Below are 23,427 nucleotides of genomic sequence, written 5' to 3'. Positions count from 1 at the left end.
ATGCAGGCTGAAAGTTATCGGCCAGACATCGACGGATTGCGTGCTCTGGCAGTGCTGCCGGTGATCTTCTACCACCTGTCGTCCGGGCTGGTTCCGGGCGGGTATCTGGGTGTGGACGTGTTCTTCGTCATCTCGGGATACCTGATCGCCGGCATCCTGCTGTCCGACCTTGGCCAGAGCCGGTTCAGCCTGCTGCGGTTTTACGAACGGCGGGCGCGGCGGATATTGCCGGCGCTGTTCGTGGTGATCGCGGCCTGCGTCCTGCCGGCGGCGGCCTTCATGCTGCCGGGCCAGCATGCCGATTTCGGGGTCGCCGTGCTGGCGGCGCTCGGGTTCGTGTCGAACCTGCATTACTATTCCTCCACCGGCTATTTCATGGCCTCGGCCGAGGTGAAGCCGCTCTTGCACACCTGGTCGCTGGCTGTGGAGGAGCAGTTCTACCTGCTGTTCCCGCTGCTGCTGTTCGCCGCCTGGCGTTGGGCGCGCGGCGCCTTGCCGGTGGTGATCGGCGTCGTCGGGTTGGCCAGCCTTGGAACGGCGGTCTGGCAGTTGCAGCGCGACCCGGCTGCCGCGTTCTACCTGCTGCCAAGCCGGGCGTGGGAGCTGATGGCCGGCGCGATGGTCGCGGTGGTGGCGCGGGCGCCATCGCGGCTTCAAGCCGAGGTGGCGGGGTTGGCGGGGCTAGCGCTGATCGGGGCAAGCTACGCCTTTCCCGATGCGCTGACGGTCTTCGGGCTGGCCGCACTGGCGCCGGTTCTGGGCGCTTCGCTGTTCATCTGGTCGGGCGGCGGCACGGTTGCGGCGCGATTGGCATCTTCATCCCCGCTGCGCCGGATCGGGCTGATCAGCTTCAGCGCCTATCTCTGGCACTGGCCGCTTCTGGCGTTCTGGCGGCTGCGCGGCGGGGGCGATGTGACGCTCTCCAGCGGGCTGATGATGCTGGTTGCAACGCTGGCGCTGGCCACGCTGACCTATCAGTTCGTGGAACGACCGTTCCGCGACCGGTCGGCCAAGGCGCGGTTCCCGAACCGGGCGCTGGTGCCGTTTCTGGGCTCGGCCGCGCTGTGCCTGACGCTGTTTGGCGTGATGCCGCTGTTACCCGGCGCGGGCGGCGGGTCGCGCGAGGCTGCGGCAATCGAAGCCAAGCTTGCGACAAACTACGGGCTTGGCCAGGTCTGCGAGACGGCCTTCACCCTTGATCCGACCTGCCGCACTTCGGACAAGCCGGAGACGTTGCTGTGGGGCGACAGCTACGCCATGCACCTTGCCCCCGCGATCCTCGGTTCGGGCGGTTGGGGAGGGTTGATACAGATGACGAAGTCAAGCTGCGCGCCAGTCCTTGGCCTGTCGATCGCGCCGGTGGATTACGAGGCAGACTGGTACAAGGGCTGCCTGCGCTTCAACGAAGAGGTGTTTGCCTGGCTTGCCGGTGCGCCCAGCATCCAGGTCGTGGTGCTGTCGTCGAACCTGCGGATCATTGCCAACGACCTCAGACGCCCGGACGGAACCGTGGTGCCGATCGCCGAAGCCGAGGCGGCAGCCCGGGTCGCGCTACTGGAGACGGTTGACCGCATCCGCGCGCTTGGCAAGGAGGTGGTGATGGTGTCGCCAACCCCCGCCACGGGCGAGGACATCGGCCAGTGTCTGGCCGCCGCGCTGCTGGCCGACGGTCCCGAAAACGCCTGCGATTTCCCGCTGTCGAAGACACCCGAAATCAACCAGAAGGCGATCCGCTTTCTGCGCAACCTGCAAGGCACGATTCCGCTGATCGATCTGAGCGCGCTGATCTGCCCGGCGGGAATCTGCCAGACGCGGCATGGCGACGTGTTCGTCTACCGGGACCCGGGGCATCTGTCGATCGAGGGGTCGGAATGGCTGGGCCGCACCTACCGATTCGACCGCTTGATTCGCCAGACCGCCGCAGGCGAGACAGTCGAGATCAATTAGAGGCGAGCTTGCGCGGGCCGAACGGCACTTCGTAACCGTTGAGTTTGCGGATGTAGGTGCTGATCGGCGTGCCGTAGGGATCGCGCAAATCGTTGCGACCATCCGACTTGACGTAGGCCGCCAGCGATTCAGCGCCCAGCAGGTGGGCCGCGGCCAACATGCCAGACGGCGTCAGCGGCTCACCCCCGACTTCGCTCCAGGCGTAGCGGTCGACCTTGTGAAGTTCGATGTAACTCCACATAACTCCTAGCCATTCTTCCATTGCCTTGTCCTGCGCGCGTTCGCTGGCAAGGAACTGCTTGGCGGATTTGATCCCGTGTTTTCCGGTCCAGCCGCCGCCGTAGTCGTTGTCGTAGGCATCGCCGTCATACCGCACAAAGCCAAGATCGGTCAGCGCAGCTTCGCCGAACTGGTAGGCGCCGAGGAAATTGAGGCTGTTCACCGACTGATAGTCGCCGCCGGATTCCATCATCTTCAACACGACTATGAACGCTGCCAGGGTCTTCATCTGCATTCCCTTGTGGGGGCGGTCAGGATTGGGGGGAGTCAGATGAAGGGACTAGTCGGGCATCTGACCCACAACAAGCGAACCGCGGTCGAACGTGCGGATAATTGCTGGCCGGGATTGTCGATACTTTGACGCGACTGTGGCCGGATAAAGGCGACTGCGGGAAAGTCGGGGCACAACCCCTGCGTGTGGTGAAATGATCGCGCGGCAAGGCCGCTGATTGTTGCCGAACCGACCTCCAATGAAGGCCATGCAGTTTCGGGTGACAGGCGAAGCGAACAGTGGCACAAAGCCCGGAATGCGGCGCTGGACGGTGGGGGACGGAATGGGCGAACAGCATCGCAACCTTGCGAGAAAACTTGTCACGGCGTTGCAGCGCAAGGACGGCGACCGCGACAAACGCCCGGTCCACACCTTTGGCACCGGGGCATCGGGCCATTTCGAACCCTCGCCCGTCGCGGCAAATTTCTGCGATGCCGAACATTTCCGGGTTCGCACCAACACCACGATCCGGTTCTCGAACGGGTCGGGATCAGGGGTGCGGCGCGACGGCTGGTCGGACGTTCGCGGCATGGCCACGCGTTTCCACCTGAGCGACAACAAGGCCACCGACCTGATCGGCATGACCTTGCCGGTTTTCTTCACTCCGGACGGAGAAAGCTTCCTGAAATTTGCCGTTGAGGCGCGCCCAAAGCCCGTCCAGCGGGAGACCCCGTGGCAGAAGTTTCGCGACATGCTGCGGCTGACCCCGCCGGCCCCCGACCCCTACGCGGGCGAGACGATCAGCCCCGACGCGGGCGCGATCGCCTTTGCCCACCAGCACGACTATGCAAGGGCCGGGGTGTTTCAGGCCGCCACCATCGGCGCGCCGACAAGCTATTTGCGGGCCGCCTACCACGCGGTGCACAGCTTTGTGGCGACGGGCGCGGACGGCGTGCAGCGCTGGGTGCGGTTCAGCTGGCAGCCGGTCAGCGGCGTGCTGACCACCGATCCCGAAAAAGACCCCGTGGTCGACGACTATCTGCAAAAGGAATTGGCGCAGCGGCTTCGCAAGGGCCCCGCGCTCTTTTCCCTGATGATGCAGATCGGCGAGGTGGGCGATGATTTCAACGACCCGACCCGCGCCTGGCCACCGCACCGGATGCGGATCATGATGGGAACGCTTTATGTGGAAACGATACTCGACGACACCACGACCGAGAAGCTGAGCTTCAACCCCCACCTGCTGACCAAGGGCATCGCGCCCTCGGAGGATCAGGTGCTGTGGGTGCGCAAAAGCGCCTACGAGGTTTCCAGCGGTCGGCGGCGCGGCACGCCCTGCCCTTTCCACGGAGAGCCGTGATGCAGCGCAAGGCGGGATGGCTGGACAAATTCGTCGACAGCTTGCCAAGCCAGGGCTGGTTCCAGTTCCTGTCGCGGCATCTGGTGGTGCCTTACTGGATCTGGCGCGATCCCAAGCCGAGGCTGCCGGGCGGGCCGCGCCCATCGGTGCAGCCAAGCGAAAGCGTGCAGCGCATGATGAACCTGATCATGCCGCTGAAAGACCCCTCGCCCATCGGCAGGGCGCGGGCTGCGCTGGCGATCTCGCAGAACGTGGACGAAATCTTTGCCGGGCTCGACAATGTGGGAACGGTGCACACGGCGCGGTTCCTGCTGCTTGATGGTAACATCTGCATGTTGTCGGTCTATGACGGCGATTTCAGCAACTACATCCGGGATTTCATCGCCACCATCGGCAGCGTGTTCGACGCAGTGATGAAAGAGGTGGAGGGCGGCGACAAGATGGTGCCGACGACCGATCACATCGAGGAATTCATTGATTGGGTCGCCAGGCACGACCTGTTTCAGGCGCCGGATTTCCCGACCGATCTGTTTCACCTGCAGGACGCGGCCAAAGGTATCGCGCCCGGCAGCGTGCCGCACGATCTGCGTCTGCTGCCGCGCGAATTGATCCTGCAGCTGCACAGCAACCCCAACATCTCGCTTGGCGGGGGCTATCGTGCCTACCCCGGGTATTCCGCCGCGCAGGTGCGCCAGAAATTCGGAGTGGGCTGGTGAAACAGATTGAACACAGCCAGTTGCAGGGCAACATCCTGCGGGGCTATCGGATGGACCATGTCCGGCACATGTTCCTGCAGGTCACCAAGCCTGCCGCGGCGCGGGAATTTCTAGGCGTGGCGGCGAACGGCGGCAACGCCGATGTCCCTGCGATCATGGTGGACCAGCCGCATCACACGAAATGGCCCGAGGGCAAGAAGCCGCGCTTTTGCTTCAACATCGGCGTGACCTTTACCGGCTTGAAGGCCTTGGGCGTTGCAGACCGCGACCTTGCAACCTTTCCGACCGAGTTCAGGGATGGAATGGCGGCGCGCGCGACCAAGCTGGGCGATTTCGGCGAAAGCGCGCCGCAGAACTGGTCGGCGCCATTTGATCAGCCCGACCTGATCCATGTCATCGCGTCGATCTATGCCAACGATCCAGTGGCGCTGGACGAGGTGGACGCACAGGTCCGCCGCGCCTTTGACGTGAAGGGGCAGCGTGATGGTTACGCGCTGCCAGAGGACAAGGTGTATTTCGGCTACCGCGACAGCATCTCGCAGCCGAAGTTCACCCATGTGAAAGGTGAGGTGGAGCCGGTTGACCCCTACGGCACGGTGCTGTTGGGCGAACCGACGCGGCTTGAAGGACTGGATTTCCGCATCCCCTCGCCCACGGTGCTGGGTCATCACGGAACGTTCAATGCCTTCCGGGTGCTGCGCCAGCATGTCACGGCCTTCGAAGACTATCTCGACAAGGCAGCGACCGAGCTGATGGCCCATCCCGACAGCGCGCTTTTGTTGCCGATGGATGCCCAGTTCGGCATCGGGATCGAGCCGCTGGACCGGCACGGGATGTTGCGCGAGGTTGTGGCGGCCCAGATGTGCGGTCGGTGGCGCAACGGCGTGCCTTACGGCAGTTCGCCCGACGGGATGCCGGACACCGAAGGCCTGTCGCTGACCGAATTCGACTACACCCGGCAATCGCGCTGCCCGGCGGGGTCGCATCTGCGGCGAACCAACCCAAGGGGCGCCCCGATCGTCCAGCGGATCGCCAACTACACGCGGCGGCTGGTGCGCCGGGGCATGTCCTATGGACCGATCACCAACGCGGGCGACAGCGAGCCGGAGGTCGGACTTCTGGGCAATTTCATCGGCGCAAGCCTTGGCGCACAGTTCGAGGCGGTGATGTGCGACTGGCTGAACCTTGGCCTGCAAGACCCCGACATAACCGGAGCGAACGACCCGCTGATCGGCGCTAATACCCCTGAAACCAGCTGGTTCGACCTGACGCTCAGTAACGGTGGCACGATCCGCTTGAGGGGCTTTCCGCGCTTTGTCTCGACGCGGGGCGGGGTTTACGCCTTCCTGCCAAGCATGCCGGCGATCCGCTACCTTGCAGGGCTGAAGCCGTAAGGCAGGGCTTCAGGCGGCAGTCAGCTCGTTCAGCGCAAGGTCGATGCGCGTGGCCATCGTCGACCGTCCTGCGGGCGCGACAAGGCGCTGCGCCTCGGTCAGATGGGCAATGGCCTTGGCCTTCTGCTTCTTGGCCTTGTGCAGCATTCCAAGGATGAGTTCGGTGCGGGCATAGTAATGACCATCGGCATCGAAATGCGGGTGGGCGCGGACCTGTTCGACCAGTTGCATGATCTTTTTCGGTCCGAACAGGATCACCTTGGTCAGCGCGCCGATGTTGCGCAACAAGACGGCGGGCGAGGCGCCGCCCTGCCCTGACAGGATGCCAAGATAGACTTCGCACAGGAACAGCCGGTTCCAGTTGGCCGAGGTCTGTGCGCCTTCGCTTTCGCGCCGCTTGATGACGGCCTCCATGTGGGCCAGCCCCTCGCCGATGCGGCCCTCCATCGCAAGTGCGACGCCCAGCATGATTTCCGGGCCGCCGCCGAACATCGTCCAGCCGTTTGTGGCGCAGGTGTCCAGAAAGCGCCGAACTTCGGCGGCCGCGCCCGGCTTGCCCAAAGGCACAAGCGAGGCGTGGCGGGACGCGGCGGCGATGGCGGTTTCAAATTCCACCCGCGAGACCTTCAGCGCCTGCTCTGACATGGCCAGCGCGGTCTCGTAGTCGTCGGTGCAAAGCGCGGTCAGCGCCTTCATCGCGGTGCCGTAGCCCAACGACCTGGCGTCGTTCTGGCGCAGACCGACTTCCATCATCCGGTCAGCAGCCTCGTTCGCTTCCAGCACCCGGCCCCGGCAGATCTTGTCCCAGCCAAGATGCGCCCCGAAGTAGTTTTGCAGGTAGGCATCGTCGATTTCGGCCAGCAGCTTTTCCGCCTCGACCCGGCGCGCGTCGAATTCGGCGTTGGTGAAGGGCTTGCAATAGCACGACAGGGCGATTTCGCTGACGATCGCATAGGCCCGCGACACCGGATCGCCAAGCCGGGCGGCCATGTCCGACAGTTCCTGCCGCACGTCGATGGCCGCCAGATATTTCGCATCGCAGATCAGGCAGGCGACCAGATGGTGCAGGAACAGCGCGTGGTGCAGGCTGTCGCCCTGACGCCGGAAGAACGGGCGCACCTTGGCGGCCAGTTCTTCCATCGCTTTCGCCCTGAGCGACAGGTTCGAACAAAGCGCGTAGTCGGCAAGGAAGGCCGCCAGCCGGGTTTCCGTTACGCAGGACGGGTCGCGTTCATAAAGCGCGAAGGCTGCAGCAAAGTAGCGGTCGGCTTCGCCAAGCGAGAACATGCCAAGGCTTTTGCTGCCGGCCATCGCGGCATAGGTGAACGCCTGATCGGCGCGGTTGGTCTGGGCGTAATGGTAGGCCAGTGCTTCGGCGGTTTCGGTCAAGCGGTTGTGGTTGCGCGCTTCAAGCGCCTCGGCGATGGCGAGGTGAAGCTCTGCCCGGCGGTCGGACAGCAGGCTTTGATAGACGGAATCGCGCAACAACACGTGGCGGAAGGCATAGTCCGACGAATCCGCCTCGCGGTAGATGATGTCGTTGTCTTGCAGGCGGTGAAGTGCTGCGCCGGTCTCGTCCGGCTGGCCTGCAACGCTGGCCAGAAGGCCGGGGTCAAAGCGCCGGCCAATCGCGGCGGCGGCCTGCAACAGCAAGCGGTCCTGCCGGGCAAGCCGGTCGACCCTTGCCGACAACAGGTTGCGCATGCTGGCGGGCAGACCGCTTTCGCCGCGGGCCGCATCGAATTTAACCTGGCCCTTGTCGATGTGCAGGGCGCCGTTCTGCAAAAGGAAGCTCAACACTTCCTCGCCGAACAGCGGGTTGCCGCCGGCGCGTTCGGTCACCTGACGGACCAGCGCATCGGGTAGCGTATCGACACCAAGCCGGGTCTGCATCAGGTTGCGGATATCGGTTTCGCCCAGCGGCTTCAGTGCCAGCGTGATGACTGCGGGATCACCCTCCCACGACGGGCGGTATTCGGGCCGTCTGGTGTGGATCACCATCAGGTTCGGCTGGTCGCCGCCTTCGATAAGCTTGCGCAGCAGGTCTTCCGACGCGCCATCGATCCAGTGCGCATCCTCGATCAGCAACAGCACGCGCCGCGTCTTGCAGATGGCGCGCAGCAAGGCTGGCAGAAGGTCACGGGTGCGCAGGCCGATCAACACCCCGTCAAGCCCGTCAAGCGTACCTTCCGGGGGCTTCAGGCCCAAAAGGTTCAACAAAAGCCCATGGTTTTCCGGCGTCGACAGCCCGGTTCCCTGCAACCCTGTGTCCAGCTTGCGGGCGATGGTTTCGGGCTCGTCCTCGCTGCGCAGGCCAAAGGAACTGCGCAAAACCTCAAGAAACGGCAGGAACGGGGTTTGCTGACCATCGGCGATGCACGACCCTGCCAGAACCAGCGGGCGGTCGGAATCGGCCTCTGCGCGGTGGCGGGTTTCGAACACCAGACGGGTCTTGCCAAGGCCGGGCTCGGCCACGATGTCAATGACCGCCATCGCCTGCCGTGACCGGTTCAGCGCGTCGATAAGCGAGGCAAGCTCGGCATCCCGCCCGACCAGCGGGCTAAGCCCGCGCGCAAGCGATGCGTCAAAGCGGGTGGCGCCTTCGCGCACCGACAAAAGCCGCCACAGCTTTTGCGGGCGGCTGACGCCTTTCAGTTCGCGCTCGCCGTCAAAAGCAAGGTCGGCCAGCCATTCGACCAGCCGCCGCGTCGCATCGCAGACAAGGCAGCCCCCCGGCGGGGCCAGCGCCTGAATCCGGGACGCCAGATTGACGACGTTGCCGACAGCAGTTTGTTGCGACGCCTCGCCTTCGACGCTGGCGATCACGGCAGTCCCCGAACTGACGCCGACGCGCATCACCGGGCGCACGCCGAATTCGGCATCGAAGCGGGCCGCTTCGGCCTTGAACAGCTCGTCGATTGTCAGCGCCGCGCGGCACGCCCGCAGAGCCGCATCTTCCTGCCGTTCGGAGAAGCCGAACACGGCCATCACGCTGTCGCCGGCAAAGCTGCGGACCGCGCCGCCATGCAGGCGGATTGCCTCGGCCAGCTTCTCGTAGACCAGCCGCGTGAAGGGCAACGCCTTGTCTTCGCCCAGACGTTCAAGGATGGATGTGTAGCCAACCATGTCGGTGAAAAGCACCGACAGTTGCCGTCTTTCGCCCGACTGCGTGGCAGAAGAAAACGCCGACGTCCCATTCATCATGATGGGTGCATACAACAGTCCAATTCTTAACGCTATCGTGATCGCCTGATTTTCAGCCTATCCGAACGGTCAAGTTATCTGCTGGCCGCGACCGCACCTTCAGGCGCTGAAGGCCGGGCGCAGGCCGGGGCGGTCCGATCTGCCCTTGTAGATCGTGCCGGTGCAGGAGGCGGTGATCCAGACATCGCACATGTCAGGCCCACCGAAGCACAGGTTCGTTGTCATCAAGTCCGGGATGGCTACGAATTCGGTGGTTCCCGGAACCGGGTCACCAGCTACACCCTCAGGGGTGAAGATGGTGATTCCGCTGTTGACCAGGGTTCCGATGCAGACCCGGCCTGACGCATCCACCTTCAGGCTGTCGACCCATTGCAGGCCGGGCAGCGTCAGCACGACCCGGCCCGGAACATGCGGCAACATGCCGGGCTTCAGCTTGCCCAGATCCTCCATCGTCTTGATGTCCGGCGGTGGCTGCACCTTTCCGGGGCCATCCAGATCAAAGGCGTAAAGCCTGCCAAAGACCGTGTCCGAGACATAGAGGATGTCTTCTTTGGGAGACAGGCCAACGCCGTTCGCGGTGGCAATAGTCGCAACCTTGGTGATCGAGGATCCGTCGATCAGGGCGTAGTAAAGCCCGCCCTTCTGGATGCTGTCGGGTGACTGGATGCCCGAGTCGGTGAACCAGAAACCTTTGGCGCTGCTGTCGAAAACGATATCGTCGGGGGTCAGCAGGGGTTGGCCATCGCAATGGGTGTAAAGCGTGGTCACTTCGTGGGTGTTCAGATCAACGCGCTGGATCATGCCATGACCCATGTATTGCTTGCTGGGGAACGGGCTCAATGACGTCAGCGGACCTTTGGTCAGGTCGGGAAACCCGATGAAGTCGTAGATGTGACCGTTGTTGCAGACATAGGCCGCACCGTCAGGTCCGATGGCAAGGCCGTTCGGTCCGCCCGGAATATTCACCAGCAACGCGACCTTGTTATCCGCATCCAGGCTGTAAAGCCCCTGTTTCTGGATGTCGAGAAACAGTGCCGAACCACCCGTTCTGGCCACCGGAGCTTCGATAAACCCAAGGCCGGTTGCGACTGGTTTCAGGTCAGTTATCACGGGTCTGCTCCTTGGCTGTGGCGGGCGTTGGTGCGGCTGGGATGAACTGTCCGCTTCGTTACCCTATCCAGCTTCCCCCTGCCCGGTCAAACGCCGAAGCCGGGGCAGCGCGCCCACTATGATTGCAGCGCAGGGTTGTTGCTGTTCCGTGCGGAACAGCGGGCGGCTGCGGCAAGGTCTAGCGATCCTTCAGGAAGGCCGCCGCGCAAGGTTGCCTTGGGAAAGGTCAAGCGAGATGCATCACGACGGGGCGGTTACCGGCAGGCTTGGCGCGGCGCTGATCATTCTGGCGGCGGGGCTGTGGGCGACGGTCGGCGTGTCGGTCAAGTTGGTGCCGGATGCCGACAACCTGCCGCCCGAGATGCTGGGCCTTGTGCGCACGCTGTTCGCCGGGCCGCTGATCCTGTGCTTTTGCGCGCTGACAGGGCTTGGCGTCCTTGCCGGCGCAAGGTCGGTCGGGCCGCAGCGTCTGGTTCAGTTTGCGCTGGCGGGGCTGGTGTTCCAGATCTGCCTCTTCCGGTCGTTCGAGGCGCTGGGCGTGACGCTGACCGTTGCGCTGACGGTGTGCCTGCCACCGCTGATCGCGACGCTGCGCGCACAGATGCGCGGCACGCGGACCGGCCCCGCCTCGGCTGCGGCGTTGATACTGGCCTTGCTGGGGTTGGGATTGTGTTCCGCCGGGCAATTGGCCGACAGCGGCGACACGCGCAGTGCCACCGGGCTTGGGCTGGCGCTGACGGCCTCGGTTGCCTTTGTCTGGATGACGGATGTGGCGCGCACTATGGCGCAGATCATCAAGCCGATCACGGTCGCGGGTCTGGGCCTTACGGCGACGGGCGTGCTGTTCTGCGTGGCTGTGCCGTTTCTGGTGACCGACCCGATGACGGTCATCACGCAGGCGGCGGGCAGTTGGCAGGTATCGGGCGTGGTTGTCTATCTGGCCGTGGTGCCGACGGCGCTGGCCTACATCTGCTACTGCACGGGAATCGCGCGCTGCCGGTCAACGGCGGTCGGCCTGACCGCCTCGATGATCGAACCTGCGATTGCGGCCCTGTTCGCGGTGCTTTTGCTGGGCGAACATCTGACGCCCAACGAAATTGCCGGTTGCCTGATGATGGCGGCGGCGATGGTGATCCTTGTGCTGTCGGAAAGCCGGATGGCCAGCCAAACGGCACCTCGCCGCTGGCCGGTTGGCACATCGAAGCCTGCGTACCCGTAGGTCAGATGCCCCATAGGACAGACTGTTTGCCGCCCAGCTTGGAATTGCCAAGGTCGCCGTAGCCTTCGACAAAGGCGCGCAGATCTTCGTCATCAAACAGCGAAAGGTAGGCCTCGGCCCAAGCCAGTTCAAAGGCGCGCAACTTTTCGCTGCCGTCGAAGTAGGATTGTTCGTGTCCGGCAATCCGTTCGACCAGTCCTGGATCATCGAAGGCCGCGACGACGAAATCGACCGTGCGATGAATGGCGCCGTCGCAGGCATCGAACAGGTCGGGCTTGGCGTCGCGCAGCAACGCGGCCGTCACCACCAGCGGCGTCACTGCATGCAACTGGTAATGCAGGGCAAGGTCGCGGCGGGCCATTTCCAGGGGCAGGCTGCCATCCGGCGCGGCCTGACAGGCGACAAGGCGGACCGAGGCGTCGGCCCAGTCGATCATCGCCGGATCGTCAAGCGTCAGGCCGACACGCGCAACCGCCAGCCCCGCCCAGGCGCGCAGGTTGTTGCGGCTGGCGTTCTTTGGCGCGTCGGTATCGAAATAGGCCATCGTGGCGCGGGCCCGCTCCGCCAGCCAACCTTCGACCTGCTCGGTGTCATCGGAGGCCGAGAGAAACGGCCGCACCTGCGCATAGGCAAAGGCCAGCCCGGCCACCCGCGACGGCACCGAAAGCTGCGCATTCATGGTGGCAAGCTCGCTCAGCGCCCCGGCCTCGGCCCAAGATTGCAGGCCGGCCAGAACGCAATCCGACGCAAGACTTCGCTCATCGGGGCTGGAGACGGCCGTGTTGGCGGCCACGGCAAGATCATTGATGAAATCGTCAACGGGCTTCAGCTGCTTGTTCACCTCGTCGTTCGACGCCTCGTCAAATTCGGACCGGCTGTCGTCTTCGGCGGCGTAGCGGCTGCCGTGATCAAGCCTGACCACCGGGGCGGGTGCCGCCTCGCAAGTAAAGGCGTCGGTATCGCCGGTTTCGGCGCTGGCGGTCGTGGCGGCCATTAGCAAGGCCGCCAGCATTAAGGGCAATCGCTGGGTCATCAGTTGGTTTCTCCCTCTGCGGTGAACATCTTCACCATGTCGATCGCGGTCGGATCGCCAGCCTCGGCTGCCCGCCGCAGCCAGATGCGGGCGTTTTCAACCGAAATCGGCACCCCCACGCCCAACGAATAGGATTGCGCCAGCATCACCATCGCCGGCACATCGCCCGCCTCCGAGGCACGCAGCAGCCACGCGGTCGAGGTTTCGATCTCGTCGCGGGTCTGGGCGGCGGCGCGCAGGCGGCTGGCATGTTCGCGCATCGCCGCCGGGTTGCCGGCCTTTGCCGCCTCGGCATAAAGCCGGTCGAGATCAAGCCTGGCCTCAACGGCGGCGCGCAGTTTCGGTTCCTTGCGCGAGATTTCGTCCAGCACCCCGGCGATCTGCCGGGTATCGCTTCGCGCCACCAGATCGACGTAAAGCGACACGATCTTGGCCTGATCATAATCGGGCCGGGTCTTGTCGCTGTAGATGCGCAGCAGACGCTGCACCGCCGTTCGGCTTCCCAGCGCATGGGCCTTGCGGTAGAACGCCAGTGCGATCTTTTCGGACTCGGCGTTGGGCAAGGTTGTGCGGTAGGCGTCGGCCAGTTCCACCGTCTGCCACGGATCGTCGGCGGCAAGTTCGGTCGCAATCCGCAGCCAGCGGCGCGCTTCGTCGATATCCCCGGTCGCGGCCATTGCGGACGCGAAGGCGACGGTTTCGGGAAAGTCGCATTTCATCGCGGAAATCGCGCGGGCGCGGTAGGCCTTTTGCGCAGCCTCGTCGGGCAGGAACCGCATGGCCAGCATCAGGGCAGGGAAATCGCCGCGCGCGTCGATGGCCCGGGCGAAAGCTGCGTAAACGGCCCGCGCATCAGGGTATTTGACCGGATCGGCCAAAGGCAGCAGCCCCAGCGCCTCGCCATCTCCCGCCTCGGCAAGGGGCACCAGCAGCGCCAGCGCTTCGGCCTGCGCCGCGGCGTCCGGTGCGCCCTCCAACAACGCCTTGGCCAGTTTCAGGCCGGCGCGGTCTTCGCCTGCCGCCGCCGCCTTGCGAAACACCTCCAACGCGGCGGTGCGTTCCGCCGTGGTCTGCGCCCGGTCAAGCGCAAGCGAGGCGCGGGCGGTATCGACGTTCGGGAAACGCTCGGCATAGGCGGCCCAGAAGGTGCGCTCGGATTCTGGCGCGTCGCTGCGTTCAAGCACAGCAAGCAGGCCCGCCAGCGGCGTCGCACGCCCATAAAGGGCCTGCGTCTGCAGCGCCGCCATTTCAAGCGGATCGGGGTTGTCCGAAAGTTCGGCAAGCGCCATGTCGGTCAGGGCAAGCGAGGTGGAGCCGATCGCGGCCTCGGTCGCGGCCCAGTAGGCGGATTCTTCCAGGTGCGGCGCATTGGGTGCCTTGCACATGAAGGCGGCCTGCAGATCGGTGGTCGGCCCGACCTCGCCCAGGTTCGTCACGGCGTGGATCATCTGGTCGACGGCGGCGTAGAATTCGGTTTCGCTTTCGGCGGCGCCAAGGTTCATCTGCGCCAGCATGATGATCGCTGCGGGATCATCCAACTCAGCGCCACGTTCCAACAGCGCGCGGGCTTCGGCCTGCCCCGCCCAGCGCCCCTTTTCCTCCAGAACATGCAAGGCCTGCTTGCCGAACACCCAAGGCGGCGCGACATCCAGCGCCTGAAGCCGGTCCAGCGTGTCAAGAAAGGCGGGTTTCAGATCGGGGCGGTCCGCAACCCTGGCTTCCAGAAAACCGGACAGCCGGATCAATGCCGCGCGGTCGCCTTCGGCGGCGGCGGCCTCGTACAGCGACTGCGCACGCTCAAGGTCCATTGGCACCAGCGCGCCCGCCTCGTAAACCCGGCCCAGCGCCACTTGCGCGTAAGGTAGGTTGCCGTTGGCGGCCTTGGTCAGGTAGGTCAGCAGGACATCGTTGTCCTTGGTCACAAGTTCGGATTGCAGGTGGTATTCTGCCACCCGCCACGCGGCGATGGGGTCGCCCAGATCGGCGGCAAAGCGGTACCAGCGCACAGCCAGATCATGATCAACCGCCACCACCTCACCGCTGGAAAATTCGCGGGCGATGCGGGCGATGCGGTCGCAGATCAGCGGGTCCATCTGGCCCACCAGCGAGCCGAACGCCATTGTCACCGCGAGATCGGGGCTGATGTCCCAGCCTTCGGGCGCCTGCCCCGCCACTGCCAGTTTCGACAGCGTCAGAAGCGCATCGGCGTTGCCGCCATAGCCCGCCGACATCAGAAGCTCTGCCCCACGGGCCGCGTCGCGGTCGATGCCGATGCCTTCGGTCAGGAAACCGGCCAAGGCGTTCAACATGCGGGGCGAATTGGCTTCGCCTCGGTCCAGCAGTTGCTGCACAAGGCCCGACGCCTTGAGGTCCTGCAACCGACCCAGCGCGATCATCTGTTCGATCCGCGCAAGGATCACGTGGTCGGCACTGAAACTGGGTGACACGCCAGGCATCAGGTCGATCACGCGCTGGATCGTGGGGTCCCATCTTGCGGGGTCCAGTTCGGCCAGACGGCGGATGTCACGGTTGATCAGTTCTACCGGCCTGTCGGGCAGCGACCTGCCGTCCCACGCGCTCCATTCCGCGATGATCTGGGCGTCGGACGGACGGGCGGCGCACACTGGCGTCACCTCCATTTCCGGCGGCGCGAAATCCAGCGGCAGCGTCTGCGCACCCAGCACTGCCGGAAACAGGAGGAGGACTGCCGCGCTGAGGCCGATTGCTGATCTGGGCTTAGTCATTGGTCCACCTTTCCGGGGGTCGTCTGTCGGGTTCGTCGGGTCCGGCATCAGTTGACGTAGAGGTTTTCGGTGCTGAACGCGCTGTAGGTGCCGTTGCTGCCGCTGAACACGACAGTCACGCCCGCACGCCTGCGCATCTGCACGCCCGGCAGGGTGGCAAGCACGGTGTCGCCATCGCGCACCTCGAAGTCGAGCGTCATCGGCGCGCGCAAGGTGACCTGCCTCGAGGTGTTCGGCGCGATGTCATCCAGCGCCACCGCACCGACCGAAGGCGCGAACAGATCGACCGACTGCAGGTCCGACAGGTTGTAGAACACAAGATCGGCCTGCGCCGGGCTGTTGGTGATCTCGTCCTTGACGGCTTGCAGCGTTCCGTCGCTGGCCGCAAGGAAGGTGTAGAACGAGGCCGGCGGAATGTCGGCCTCGGCGGTCAGATCGCCCACCGCTGCCGACACTTTTCCAGCCGGGATCGTCACATAGGGCGACACCCCGCCCTCGATGCTGTCGAACGTGGTTTCGGCAACGACCGCCACCGTTTCGCCCGGCGCGATGATGCGCACGAACGAGGCGTTCGGATCGCCGGGGTCTTCGTAAAGCGCGCCGTCCTGGGCGAAGGCTGGCGTGGCTACAGCCATTGCGCAGGCAACAAAGCGGGGGGCAAGAAACCGGAGGGTGCGGGTCATCGGTAGTCCTTTAACGTCGAAGAGGAAGTGCAGAGGGTCAGCGTCGTGGCCTCGCTGACCGGACGGTCGAAGGTCACGGTCAGCTCTGTCAGATCGGGGTGCCAGACGCTGGCCAAGGGTTTGAAAAAGCGGCCGGACGCAAGCATCCGGTCGCTACGCTGGACGGTGGCATTACGGGTGATCCCGGTGGCAGATTTCAGGGTGAACAACGCCTCGCGCGGGCCGTCCGTTCCGAGATCGGCGAAGATCACGTCCTTTGGACCCAGCTTCAGCCCAGCCAGATCGGCGGAAACGCTGTTCGGGCCACTGACCGTCACGGGCAGCTTGGTGGTGCAGGTCTGGCCCGCAGCCGCCACCAGTTCATCCATCGGATCGGGGCCAAACTGCGCGAGGTTGTTGTAGATCGGGTTTTCCCAGATCAGGAACCGCGGCCGGTTTTCGGCAAAATCGCGCGAGGTCAGGTACGATGTCATGCCGCCGAACTGGTTGCCGCCGGTCACGGCGTAGTTGACCACGTCAAGCCCGGTGTATTCCGACAGAAAGCCCGCAAAGTTGCCCAAGGGACTGTCCGAAAACGACGTGCCGACCAGCACGATCTGCGCGGCCTCGTCGTCGCCGGCGAAGATGTCGGCGACGTCTTCGTCCGGGCTGGCAACCAGTTCGGTCCGGTGCGCCACCGCCTCGACGCGCGGCAACTCGTCGACGCAGAAGGCCTGCAAGGTGCGGCGCATGGTCGAAAAGGCGGCGGTCTTTTCCAGCTCGACCGTTCGATATTCCGATTTCGGCAGGTCGGCATAAGACGGCTGCGCCTTGATCGTCTCGGCGATGGCCGCCGCGGCAAGCCGGGCGCCTTCGGAGGTCCAGTGAAAGTCGGCCTGAAAGAAGGCCGGTTTGTCAGGCGAGGCTCCTGCCAACGCCGACAGGATGTTGGGTGCCAGCACGCCGCTGGCCGACAGGCGCCCGACGATATCCTGATAGACCAGCTTCGCGGTGTCGCGGTCAAAGGCGTAATCGTCAGCCTCGGGCGGCAGGTAATCCGGCATGGCCTGGCTTTTGGTCGGCACGGTGACGTAGATCAGCGTCGTCCCCCCCGAAGCCAGCGCATCGGACAACGCGGCCATCTGGGCAACCACAGGGTCTTCCATCGGGTGGCGCATCCTCAGATCGGCAAGCACGCGGTAGAACACGCCGTCCTTCCCCTCGATCGAGGGAAGTGCCGACGCGGTATCAAGCTTGCTGCAGCGAAACGTCGACGGGTCTGCGATTGCGGGTGCGGCAAGACAGGCCGCAGCAAGCAAAGGGGCGGCGAACAGAGTTGGTTTCATTGGGTAGCCTCGCTTTCCGGGTCGGGCTTGGCGTCAAGCAGACGCAACAGGTTCTCGGCGGTGACGCGCACCGACAGATCATCGCTTTCAGATGCCAGCGTCAGCGCCGACCGGGCGCCGACATGCCCCGCCTCTGCATCGCCGGGGTCTTTCATCAGCGCGACGCCAAGCTGCAGCATGGCCTTTGGGTTGCCGCCGCCAGACGCCATCGTCAGGAAATACTGCGCCTGCGCCAGATCGCGGCCGAAGGGCACGCCGTCGGCATACATCTGACCCAGCAGCGTCGCCGCCTCGGCATTGCCGCCAAGCGCCTGCACCGTCATGGCATTCAGCGCGTTCTTCAGGCGCGACGGGCTGTAACCCGCGCCTTCTTCGCGCAGAAGCCGCGCCAGCGGTCGCACGGCAAAGCTGCGGCCAGTGTAGGCGGCGATGCCGTAGTAATGCGCGGCACCCCCGGTCGGGTCGGGCTTGCCCGATTCCTGCAGCATCTTGGCATAGCGATAGGCCGCCAGCCCATCGCCCGCATCGGCCAGCGCGCGCAACTCGGACGGGCCGATGTAGCCGCCGCCAACCATCTTGCGGCGCGCCGCGCGCAGGGCTGCGGTCGGCAGGTCATTTGTGCGCTTCACCCGGTTATCAAAGACGAAATCGGCGCGGAGCAGCAGGTCGGTCGATGCCGGTTGCCAGCCGGTGCGGATCGGTGCTGCCGCCGCGGCAACGCCAAGCCAGATCAGCGCCAGCGCAAGGGAAACGGACTTATCCATCGGAATTCTCCCCGCTGGACAACCCGGCAACGGTCGGCGCTGACACGGGGTCGGCGGGCCACATCGCCGGATCGGTCAGATAGCGCACCGGAATTTCCCAGATCAAAACCGAGGCGGGGTTGGCCGCCGCCGCGTCACTGGCAAGGTAGTCCTGCATCGGGCGCAGGGGCCCAAGGCCGTTTTCGGCCATGCTGACCACGTCGCGCCGCAAGGTCCGCATCAGCGCATCGGCAAAGCCCCAGTTCGGGTTCGCGCTGTAACTGGTGCCGACCAGCACGATGTCGGGGCCGCCGGCGCCGAAGATGTCGGCCTGCGCGCCGGTTTGCGCCTGTTCCGTAAGGGTGACGGTTTCGGGCGCAAGGCCAACCGCAGCCGCCCTGTCGGGGGTGGTGACGAACTTGACCAGATCGCCGCTTAGCGTCACCGGCTTGGCCTCGGTCCGGTCAAAGGCCAGATCGCCGGGTTCGATGATGCCTGCCGCAGCCACCGCTTCGGCGACCCGTTCGGCGCCTTCAGGTGTCCAGTGTGTGTCGGTGGCAAGGAAAGTTTCGGTGTCGGCTTCCAGCAACGGTTTTCGCGCGTCGACGACCGCGATGCCGCGTTTCGAAAGGCTGGTCCGGAAGTCTGCGTAAAGCCCGGCCAAGGCGTCGCCCAGCGCCGGATCGGGGCTTTTGTCGCGGTAGATGTCAACCTTTGCAGGCAGCGGCACCACGACCAGCCGCGTGCCAACCGCTGCAAGGTCGTTCTGCACGTCCTGCACCGTGGCAACGATGCGCGCCACCTCGCCCGTCGTGGGCAGCGCGCGGGCCTCTTCGGCGGTGAACAGCCAGCCGTCCGCACCGACCAGCGCCCCCTGCCGCGCCTCGCCCAGCAGGGTGAAACGCGCCGCACCGATAGCCCCAAGGGCGAGGTCCATGTGCGGCAGCTGCTTCTTGTAGGCCCGGTCGAAATCGGCCGTCAGCCCACCCGACAAAAGCCCGCTTTCCGGCAGGTCGATATCCGGCCCGCCCTTCGACAGCATCCCGACGTTGGCGATGACGCCATAGCCGAAAAAAAGCACGGGAACGGCAAGCCGGACGGTTTTGAGGACATTCGACATCTGCCCCTCCTAGAACTGGAAATAAAGGAAAGGAGAGAAGCTCTGCTCGGCCAGCTTCATGATCGACGCGACGCCCATTGCGATGACCAGAACCGACGGCACGGCCGCGTTCATCATGGTCAGGGCACCGGCGGGTGTCGGGTGCAGCCGGGTCGCGGCAACACGGTTCAGCCACGGCTCGCAGGCGGCCACGGTGACGCCAAGCAGCAGGAACAGCAGGCTTTCCTTGGTGATCGCCAGCGCGATGTCGGGCGAAGGGCTTAACCCGTTCAGCCCGAGCATCCCGCCATAAACCTCGAACGCCTCGGTGACGTTGGCGGCACGGAACATCACCCAGCCGATCAGCACGGCCAGAAGCGTCGAGATCAGGCCCGCAACGTCGGCGGCCTTTGCCCTGCCGGTCGCCCGTTCATAGGCAAGCCAGCCGCCATGCCACAGCCCCCACAGCACGAACGTCCAGTTCGCCCCATGCCACAACCCGCCCAAAAGCATCACCAGCATCAGGTTGACGTAGGTGCGCGCGTTGCCTTTCCGGTTGCCACCAAGCGGAATGTACAGGTAATCGCGCAGCCACACCGACAGGCTGATGTGCCAGCGCCGCCAGAACTCGGTGATCGAGCGGCTGATGTAGGGCATGTCGAAGTTCGGCCGGAAGTGAAAGCCGATCATCAGGCCAAGCCCGATCGCCATGTCACTGTAGCCCGAAAAGTCGAAGTAAAGCTGGATCATGTAGGCCACCGACCCCAGCCACGACAGGGTCAGCGACGGATCGGGCGTCTCGAACGCCAGATTGGCCAGCGGCGCGACGGTATCGGCCAGCAAGACCTTCTTCGCCAGACCGATGGCAAAGATCGTGGTACCCTGCAGGAACAGGTCGACCGAATGAACGCGGTAGGCGAACTGGCCGGTCAGATCCTTGAAGCGCAGGATCGGCCCTGCTACCAGCTGCGGAAACAGCGCGATGAACGCGGCAAAATCGAAGAACCGCGCGGTGGCAACGGCGTCCTTGCGGTAGACATCGACAAGATAGCTGACCGCATGGAACACGTAGAACGAAATGCCGATCGGCAGTATCAGGCGCCAATGGACGCCAAGCTCGTCCGGCGTGGTGCCCCAGAGCATCGCGAAACTGTCGATGAAGAAATTGAGGTACTTGAACACCGCCAGCACGCCAAGGCAGCCCAGCAGGCCGATGACCAGATAGGCCTTGGCCGCGCGCGCAGTGGTGGCCGCGCCGATCCTGCGGCCGAAGATGTAAGTCCAGACCGTGGTCAGGAACAGCAACCCAAGGAAGTCCAGCCGCCACCAGCCGTAGAAGATGTACGACCCGAGCAGGATCACCACCGACCGAAAGCGGAACGGCGTCAGATAGTAGACCGCAAGGAACAGCGGCAGGTAGAGAAACAGAAAAGTTTCCGACGAAAAGACCATCAGCCGTCTCCTTCCAAAGCGCCGCAGGGTGGGGTGGTGGCCGGAACCGGCACGGGCGCACCGCCCTGGCGGCTTTGCAGCCAGCCGACGGTCAGGTGCGACAGGTCGCCGGCAAAGACGCGGGGCATCTGGCCGTCAAGATTGTTGCCCGCAATGGTGGGGCGGCCGGGCGTCGCTCCGCGAAACCCTGCGGCGTTGCCGATCAGCACATTGCCGGTCAGCCCCACCGCAGCGTCGCCGTCCTGATCACGGACCAGAAACCCGGACCCCTCGTTGAACAAGACCGCGTTGTCGCTGACCGATATCCCGCCGGTATCACCCAGCGTCACGCCGCTGCCGTCGTTCAGCGCGATCAGGTTGCCGGTGATGGTCACGCAACTGGCTTGCCGCAGCGCGATGCCGGTGGTCCGGCCGGCGGTGATGGTGTTGCCGGCAACAGTCACGTCGCGGCTGTCCTGGTCGATTGCGATGCCGGTCCGAGCAAGGCCGGACAGACGATTGCCTGACAGGGTCACGCCGCGCGATCCCGCGCTAACGCGGATCCCCTGCCCTTCGGCGCTAGGGCCGATGCGGTTGGCGCGGATGCGGCTTTCAGCGGCGCGTGACAGCAGGATCGCGGTACCCGATGCGCCCGAAATGGCGTTGGCCGCCACGTCGGCCCCGGTGGTGCCGACAAAGGCAAGCGTTCCCACATCCTCAAGCCGACTGGTGGCAACGAACGAGACGGCTTTAGGAACCTGCAGCCCGGTGTTCACGACGCTGACCCCGCCAAAGACCGGCGCGTCACCGAAGCCAAGGTGCTGAAACGAGGCGTCCACCGCCGTCATCCGACCCTGCCCTGCCGTCATCACGAAAGGCCGGAAGCCCGGCTCGGCGGGGTTCGACGCATCGCTGCCGGTGACAGAACCGCCCGCAAGGTCCAGCCAGCCGAAGTTCGCCACGAAACTGCCGTTGGGGCGGTCAAGCGTCAGCCGGTCATCGGCCCCCAGATGCAGACCGGCATCCGACCAGATTGCCAAGGGCCGCGACAGGACCACGGTATCGCCCGACCGCGTGACAAAGTCTTGCGCCGCCGATCCTTTGGCCAGATCGACCAGCTCGTCCAGCGACAGGAACCCGCCGCGCAAAAGGATCACGTCGTGTTCTCGGTCTCCCTGCGCGCGGACCAGCGCCTGATGGTCGCGCGCGCCGGACTGCACCGCGATTTGCGTCAGCAAAAGCCGGATGTCGACCATTTCGATCACCCCCCCGGCCTCTCGGGCAAAGCCCGCCGAGGCTGGGGGGGCCGCGTCTGGCTGCGCCAATGACAGGCCAAGGTCTGTCATGATCCTGCCCGCCGCGCCGGGGCTGCCACCAGACTCGGCCAGCGCCTCGACGCGCGCCTCGATGCGCTGGCGGTCTGCAAAGCTCATCGCCTCGGCGCGCAAGGGCAACGGCGCGCCAAGGGCAATGCAGCACAGAAGGGCCAGCCTGCGATCAGCCATTGGCGACAACCCGCAATGGCGTGGCGGCCATGCGCTCTGGCTGGTCGACCTCGGCTTGCATGGTCGACAAAAGGACGGCCCGCAGGTCGTGGTCGGCGGTGTTGGTCAGGCTGACCTCGGCATCGTTTTCGATGGTCAACATGCTGCCCGGCGAAAGGGTGCGGTCGGCGATGGGCGGGGTGCCAAGACAGTTTGCTTCGCCGACCAGAACCGACAGGAACCGTGTCCCCCGGCCCCGCCCGTTGATCCGCAGCGCCGCACCCGGACGCAGGGTCAGCATGTCCACCTTGTATTCCGCCTCGGACGCCAGCGCCTCGATCCCGCCCCACGAATAGCTGCGATAGGGGTGGCTGTTCACCTCGGCGCGGTTGACGCCTTTCAACTGCTCCACCGCTTGTTTGACGTGCTGGGCATGTTCGCGGTCGGTGACCAGAAGCGCGTCCTTGGTATCGACGACGATCACGTCCTTCATGCCGATCACCACCACCAACCGCCCGTCGCTGCGGATCAGTGAATTGGTGGTGTCCAGTGCCATCACATCGCCATTGGTCACGTTGCCGGCCGCCGTTTTCGGCGCCACGTCGTAGACCGCAGGCCAGGCACCGACATCGTCCCATTTGACATCAAGGCGGGCGAGCGAGACGAGCGGGCTGTTTTCAAACACCGAACGCTCGGTCGGCTCGTTGCGCGCCTCGCGGAAGGCGCCATCGTCAAGGAACAGCCCGCCGGGTGTTGCGTGGCCAAGCTGTACGGCGGCGCTGACGGCGGCATGGGTGGCAGGGTCGAGGCGTCGGAACTCATCACTGATCACATCGGCGCGGAAGAGGCTGATCCCTGACGCCCAATAGGCGGTGCCCTGGTCGATCAGGCGTTGCGCGATATCGACCGGCGGCTTCTCGATGAACCGCGAAACGCTGTGCAGCCCGTCGTGATCGGCGTCCGCGCCGCCGTCGATGATGTAGCCATAGCCGGTTTCCGCATAGCCGGGCGTGATCCCGAACATGATGATCCGGCCCGCAGCAGCGGCAGGCACCATGCGTGCGATCGGGGTGGTCAGATCACCAAAGATCATGTGGTCGGACGGCAGCACCAGAAGCATAGCGTCCGGGTCATCGGCCAGCACGCTCAACGCCGCAGCCAGCACGGCGGGGCCAGTATTGCGGCCGCAGGGTTCGGCAATGATGCGCCCGCCGGACTGGATCTCGACCAGTTGCTGGCTGACCAGATCGGCCTGCCCGGCTGCGGTCACCACGATGGGGCTATGGTAAAGCGGGCCGCGGTGGCGCTGCACGGTGGTCTGGAAATAGGTCGGGCTGCCTTTGCCGTTGACCGGCTGGAACTGCTTTGGCTGTTCGATCCGCGACATCGGCCAGAGGCGCGCGCCCATGCCTCCGCACAACACGAGTGGATAGATCTTCTGCATG

Annotated in this window: 17 protein-coding genes; 5 read left to right on the top strand and 12 right to left on the bottom strand. The window is 64.8% G+C overall.

The window, feature by feature from the left end; translation table 11 throughout:
* On the top strand, window positions 1–1,947 hold the full coding sequence (locus tag ACROUL_RS08045; protein ID WP_431298995.1) for an acyltransferase family protein: 1,947 nt from the start codon (window positions 1–3) through the stop codon (window positions 1,945–1,947).
* Here the strand turns inward: ACROUL_RS08045 and ACROUL_RS08040 are convergent.
* Entirely contained in the window at window positions 1,940–2,455 is a 516-nt protein-coding gene (locus ACROUL_RS08040) for a hypothetical protein (RefSeq protein WP_431298994.1), read from the bottom strand. The genes ACROUL_RS08045 and ACROUL_RS08040 overlap by 8 nt on opposite strands.
* Before the next feature lie 298 nt (window positions 2,456–2,753).
* On the opposite strand from ACROUL_RS08040, the gene ACROUL_RS08035 reads away from it, so the two are divergent.
* Genes ACROUL_RS08035 through ACROUL_RS08025 form a run of 3 tightly spaced genes read left to right on the top strand, consistent with a single transcriptional unit; the run spans window position 2,754 to window position 5,907 of the window.
* Window positions 2,754–3,797: a catalase gene (locus tag ACROUL_RS08035; protein ID WP_431298993.1), complete on the top strand. Its 1,044-nt coding sequence runs from the start codon at window positions 2,754–2,756 to the stop codon at window positions 3,795–3,797.
* Window positions 3,797–4,513, top strand: a complete 717-nt coding sequence (locus tag ACROUL_RS08030) for a hypothetical protein (RefSeq protein WP_431298992.1) — start codon at window positions 3,797–3,799, stop codon at window positions 4,511–4,513. Before ACROUL_RS08035 ends, ACROUL_RS08030 begins: the two co-directional genes overlap by 1 nt.
* Window positions 4,510–5,907: a Dyp-type peroxidase gene (locus tag ACROUL_RS08025; RefSeq protein WP_431298991.1), complete on the top strand. Its 1,398-nt coding sequence runs from the start codon at window positions 4,510–4,512 to the stop codon at window positions 5,905–5,907. Before ACROUL_RS08030 ends, ACROUL_RS08025 begins: the two co-directional genes overlap by 4 nt.
* Before the next feature lie 9 nt (window positions 5,908–5,916).
* On the opposite strand, the gene ACROUL_RS08020 is transcribed toward ACROUL_RS08025, so the two are convergent.
* Both ACROUL_RS08020 and ACROUL_RS08015 read right to left on the bottom strand, forming a co-directional pair.
* Complete coding sequence (locus ACROUL_RS08020) at window positions 5,917–9,111, bottom strand: ATP-binding protein (RefSeq protein ID WP_431298990.1); 3,195 nt, start codon at window positions 9,109–9,111, stop codon at window positions 5,917–5,919.
* Window positions 9,112–9,210: 99 nt separating this feature from the next.
* Window positions 9,211–10,221 carry an SMP-30/gluconolactonase/LRE family protein gene (locus tag ACROUL_RS08015; RefSeq protein WP_431298989.1) on the bottom strand — a complete coding sequence of 337 codons (1,011 nt, stop codon included), beginning with the start codon at window positions 10,219–10,221 and terminating at the stop codon, window positions 9,211–9,213.
* A 235-nt stretch (window positions 10,222–10,456) separates the two neighbouring features.
* On the opposite strand from ACROUL_RS08015, the gene ACROUL_RS08010 reads away from it, so the two are divergent.
* The gene (locus tag ACROUL_RS08010) at window positions 10,457–11,440 is read left to right on the top strand and encodes a DMT family transporter (protein ID WP_431298988.1); all 984 of its coding nucleotides are present in this window, start codon (window positions 10,457–10,459) and stop codon (window positions 11,438–11,440) included.
* Window position 11,441: 1 nt separating this feature from the next.
* On the opposite strand, the gene ACROUL_RS08005 is transcribed toward ACROUL_RS08010, so the two are convergent.
* The 9 genes from ACROUL_RS08005 to ACROUL_RS07965 are packed head-to-tail and all read right to left on the bottom strand — an operon-like array spanning window position 11,442 to window position 23,426.
* Window positions 11,442–12,473, bottom strand: coding sequence for an alginate lyase family protein (locus ACROUL_RS08005; RefSeq protein WP_431298987.1), 1,032 nt, complete (start codon window positions 12,471–12,473; stop codon window positions 11,442–11,444).
* The gene (locus ACROUL_RS08000; RefSeq protein ID WP_431298986.1) at window positions 12,473–15,217 is read right to left on the bottom strand and encodes a tetratricopeptide repeat protein; all 2,745 of its coding nucleotides are present in this window, start codon (window positions 15,215–15,217) and stop codon (window positions 12,473–12,475) included. Before ACROUL_RS08000 ends, ACROUL_RS08005 begins: the two co-directional genes overlap by 1 nt.
* A gap of 47 nt (window positions 15,218–15,264) precedes the next feature.
* Complete coding sequence (locus tag ACROUL_RS07995) at window positions 15,265–15,900, bottom strand: alginate O-acetyltransferase AlgF (protein WP_431298985.1); 636 nt, start codon at window positions 15,898–15,900, stop codon at window positions 15,265–15,267.
* Window positions 15,897–17,225 carry an alginate O-acetyltransferase AlgX-related protein gene (locus tag ACROUL_RS07990; protein ID WP_431298984.1) on the bottom strand — a complete coding sequence of 443 codons (1,329 nt, stop codon included), beginning with the start codon at window positions 17,223–17,225 and terminating at the stop codon, window positions 15,897–15,899. Before ACROUL_RS07990 ends, ACROUL_RS07995 begins: the two co-directional genes overlap by 4 nt.
* Window positions 17,222–17,989 carry a hypothetical protein gene (locus ACROUL_RS07985; protein ID WP_431298983.1) on the bottom strand — a complete coding sequence of 256 codons (768 nt, stop codon included), beginning with the start codon at window positions 17,987–17,989 and terminating at the stop codon, window positions 17,222–17,224. The genes ACROUL_RS07990 and ACROUL_RS07985 overlap by 4 nt, the downstream gene beginning before the upstream one ends.
* A complete protein-coding gene (locus ACROUL_RS07980; RefSeq protein ID WP_431298982.1) occupies window positions 17,982–19,088 on the bottom strand; it encodes an alginate O-acetyltransferase AlgX-related protein in 1,107 nt (368 codons plus the stop codon). The genes ACROUL_RS07985 and ACROUL_RS07980 overlap by 8 nt, the downstream gene beginning before the upstream one ends.
* Before the next feature lie 9 nt (window positions 19,089–19,097).
* Window positions 19,098–20,519 (bottom strand): MBOAT family O-acyltransferase, encoded by a 1,422-nt coding sequence (locus ACROUL_RS07975; RefSeq protein ID WP_431298981.1) that lies wholly within the window; start codon window positions 20,517–20,519, stop codon window positions 19,098–19,100.
* Window positions 20,519–22,003: a right-handed parallel beta-helix repeat-containing protein gene (locus ACROUL_RS07970; RefSeq protein WP_431298980.1), complete on the bottom strand. Its 1,485-nt coding sequence runs from the start codon at window positions 22,001–22,003 to the stop codon at window positions 20,519–20,521. The genes ACROUL_RS07975 and ACROUL_RS07970 overlap by 1 nt, the downstream gene beginning before the upstream one ends.
* Window positions 21,996–23,426 (bottom strand): mannose-1-phosphate guanylyltransferase, encoded by a 1,431-nt coding sequence (locus ACROUL_RS07965; RefSeq protein ID WP_431298979.1) that lies wholly within the window; start codon window positions 23,424–23,426, stop codon window positions 21,996–21,998. The genes ACROUL_RS07970 and ACROUL_RS07965 overlap by 8 nt, the downstream gene beginning before the upstream one ends.
* Window position 23,427: the final 1 nt, after the last annotated feature.

The organism is Tabrizicola sp. BL-A-41-H6 (assembly GCF_050632395.1).
Taxonomy (GTDB): domain Bacteria; phylum Pseudomonadota; class Alphaproteobacteria; order Rhodobacterales; family Rhodobacteraceae; genus JAUYQR01.
The sequence above is the reverse complement of the archived record's forward strand: the minus strand, read 5'-3'. Positions and strand labels throughout refer to the sequence as shown.

Coding starts and splice junctions, on each gene's coding strand:
- ACROUL_RS07970 (WP_431298980.1), bottom strand. CDS start 22,003: ATGGCTGATCGCAGGCTGGCCCTTCTGTGCTGCATTGCCCTTGGCGCG.
- ACROUL_RS07990 (WP_431298984.1), bottom strand. CDS start 17,225: ATGAAACCAACTCTGTTCGCCGCCCCTTTGCTTGCTGCGGCCTGTCTT.
- ACROUL_RS07980 (WP_431298982.1), bottom strand. CDS start 19,088: ATGTCGAATGTCCTCAAAACCGTCCGGCTTGCCGTTCCCGTGCTTTTT.
- ACROUL_RS08030 (WP_431298992.1), top strand. CDS start 3,797: ATGCAGCGCAAGGCGGGATGGCTGGACAAATTCGTCGACAGCTTGCCA.
- ACROUL_RS08010 (WP_431298988.1), top strand. CDS start 10,457: ATGCATCACGACGGGGCGGTTACCGGCAGGCTTGGCGCGGCGCTGATC.
- ACROUL_RS07965 (WP_431298979.1), bottom strand. CDS start 23,426: ATGCAGAAGATCTATCCACTCGTGTTGTGCGGAGGCATGGGCGCGCGC.
- ACROUL_RS07975 (WP_431298981.1), bottom strand. CDS start 20,519: ATGGTCTTTTCGTCGGAAACTTTTCTGTTTCTCTACCTGCCGCTGTTC.
- ACROUL_RS08045 (WP_431298995.1), top strand. CDS start 1: ATGCAGGCTGAAAGTTATCGGCCAGACATCGACGGATTGCGTGCTCTG.
- ACROUL_RS08020 (WP_431298990.1), bottom strand. CDS start 9,111: ATGATGAATGGGACGTCGGCGTTTTCTTCTGCCACGCAGTCGGGCGAA.
- ACROUL_RS08035 (WP_431298993.1), top strand. CDS start 2,754: ATGCGGCGCTGGACGGTGGGGGACGGAATGGGCGAACAGCATCGCAAC.
- ACROUL_RS08040 (WP_431298994.1), bottom strand. CDS start 2,455: ATGAAGACCCTGGCAGCGTTCATAGTCGTGTTGAAGATGATGGAATCC.
- ACROUL_RS07995 (WP_431298985.1), bottom strand. CDS start 15,900: ATGACCCGCACCCTCCGGTTTCTTGCCCCCCGCTTTGTTGCCTGCGCA.
- ACROUL_RS08000 (WP_431298986.1), bottom strand. CDS start 15,217: ATGACTAAGCCCAGATCAGCAATCGGCCTCAGCGCGGCAGTCCTCCTC.
- ACROUL_RS08005 (WP_431298987.1), bottom strand. CDS start 12,473: ATGACCCAGCGATTGCCCTTAATGCTGGCGGCCTTGCTAATGGCCGCC.
- ACROUL_RS07985 (WP_431298983.1), bottom strand. CDS start 17,989: ATGGATAAGTCCGTTTCCCTTGCGCTGGCGCTGATCTGGCTTGGCGTT.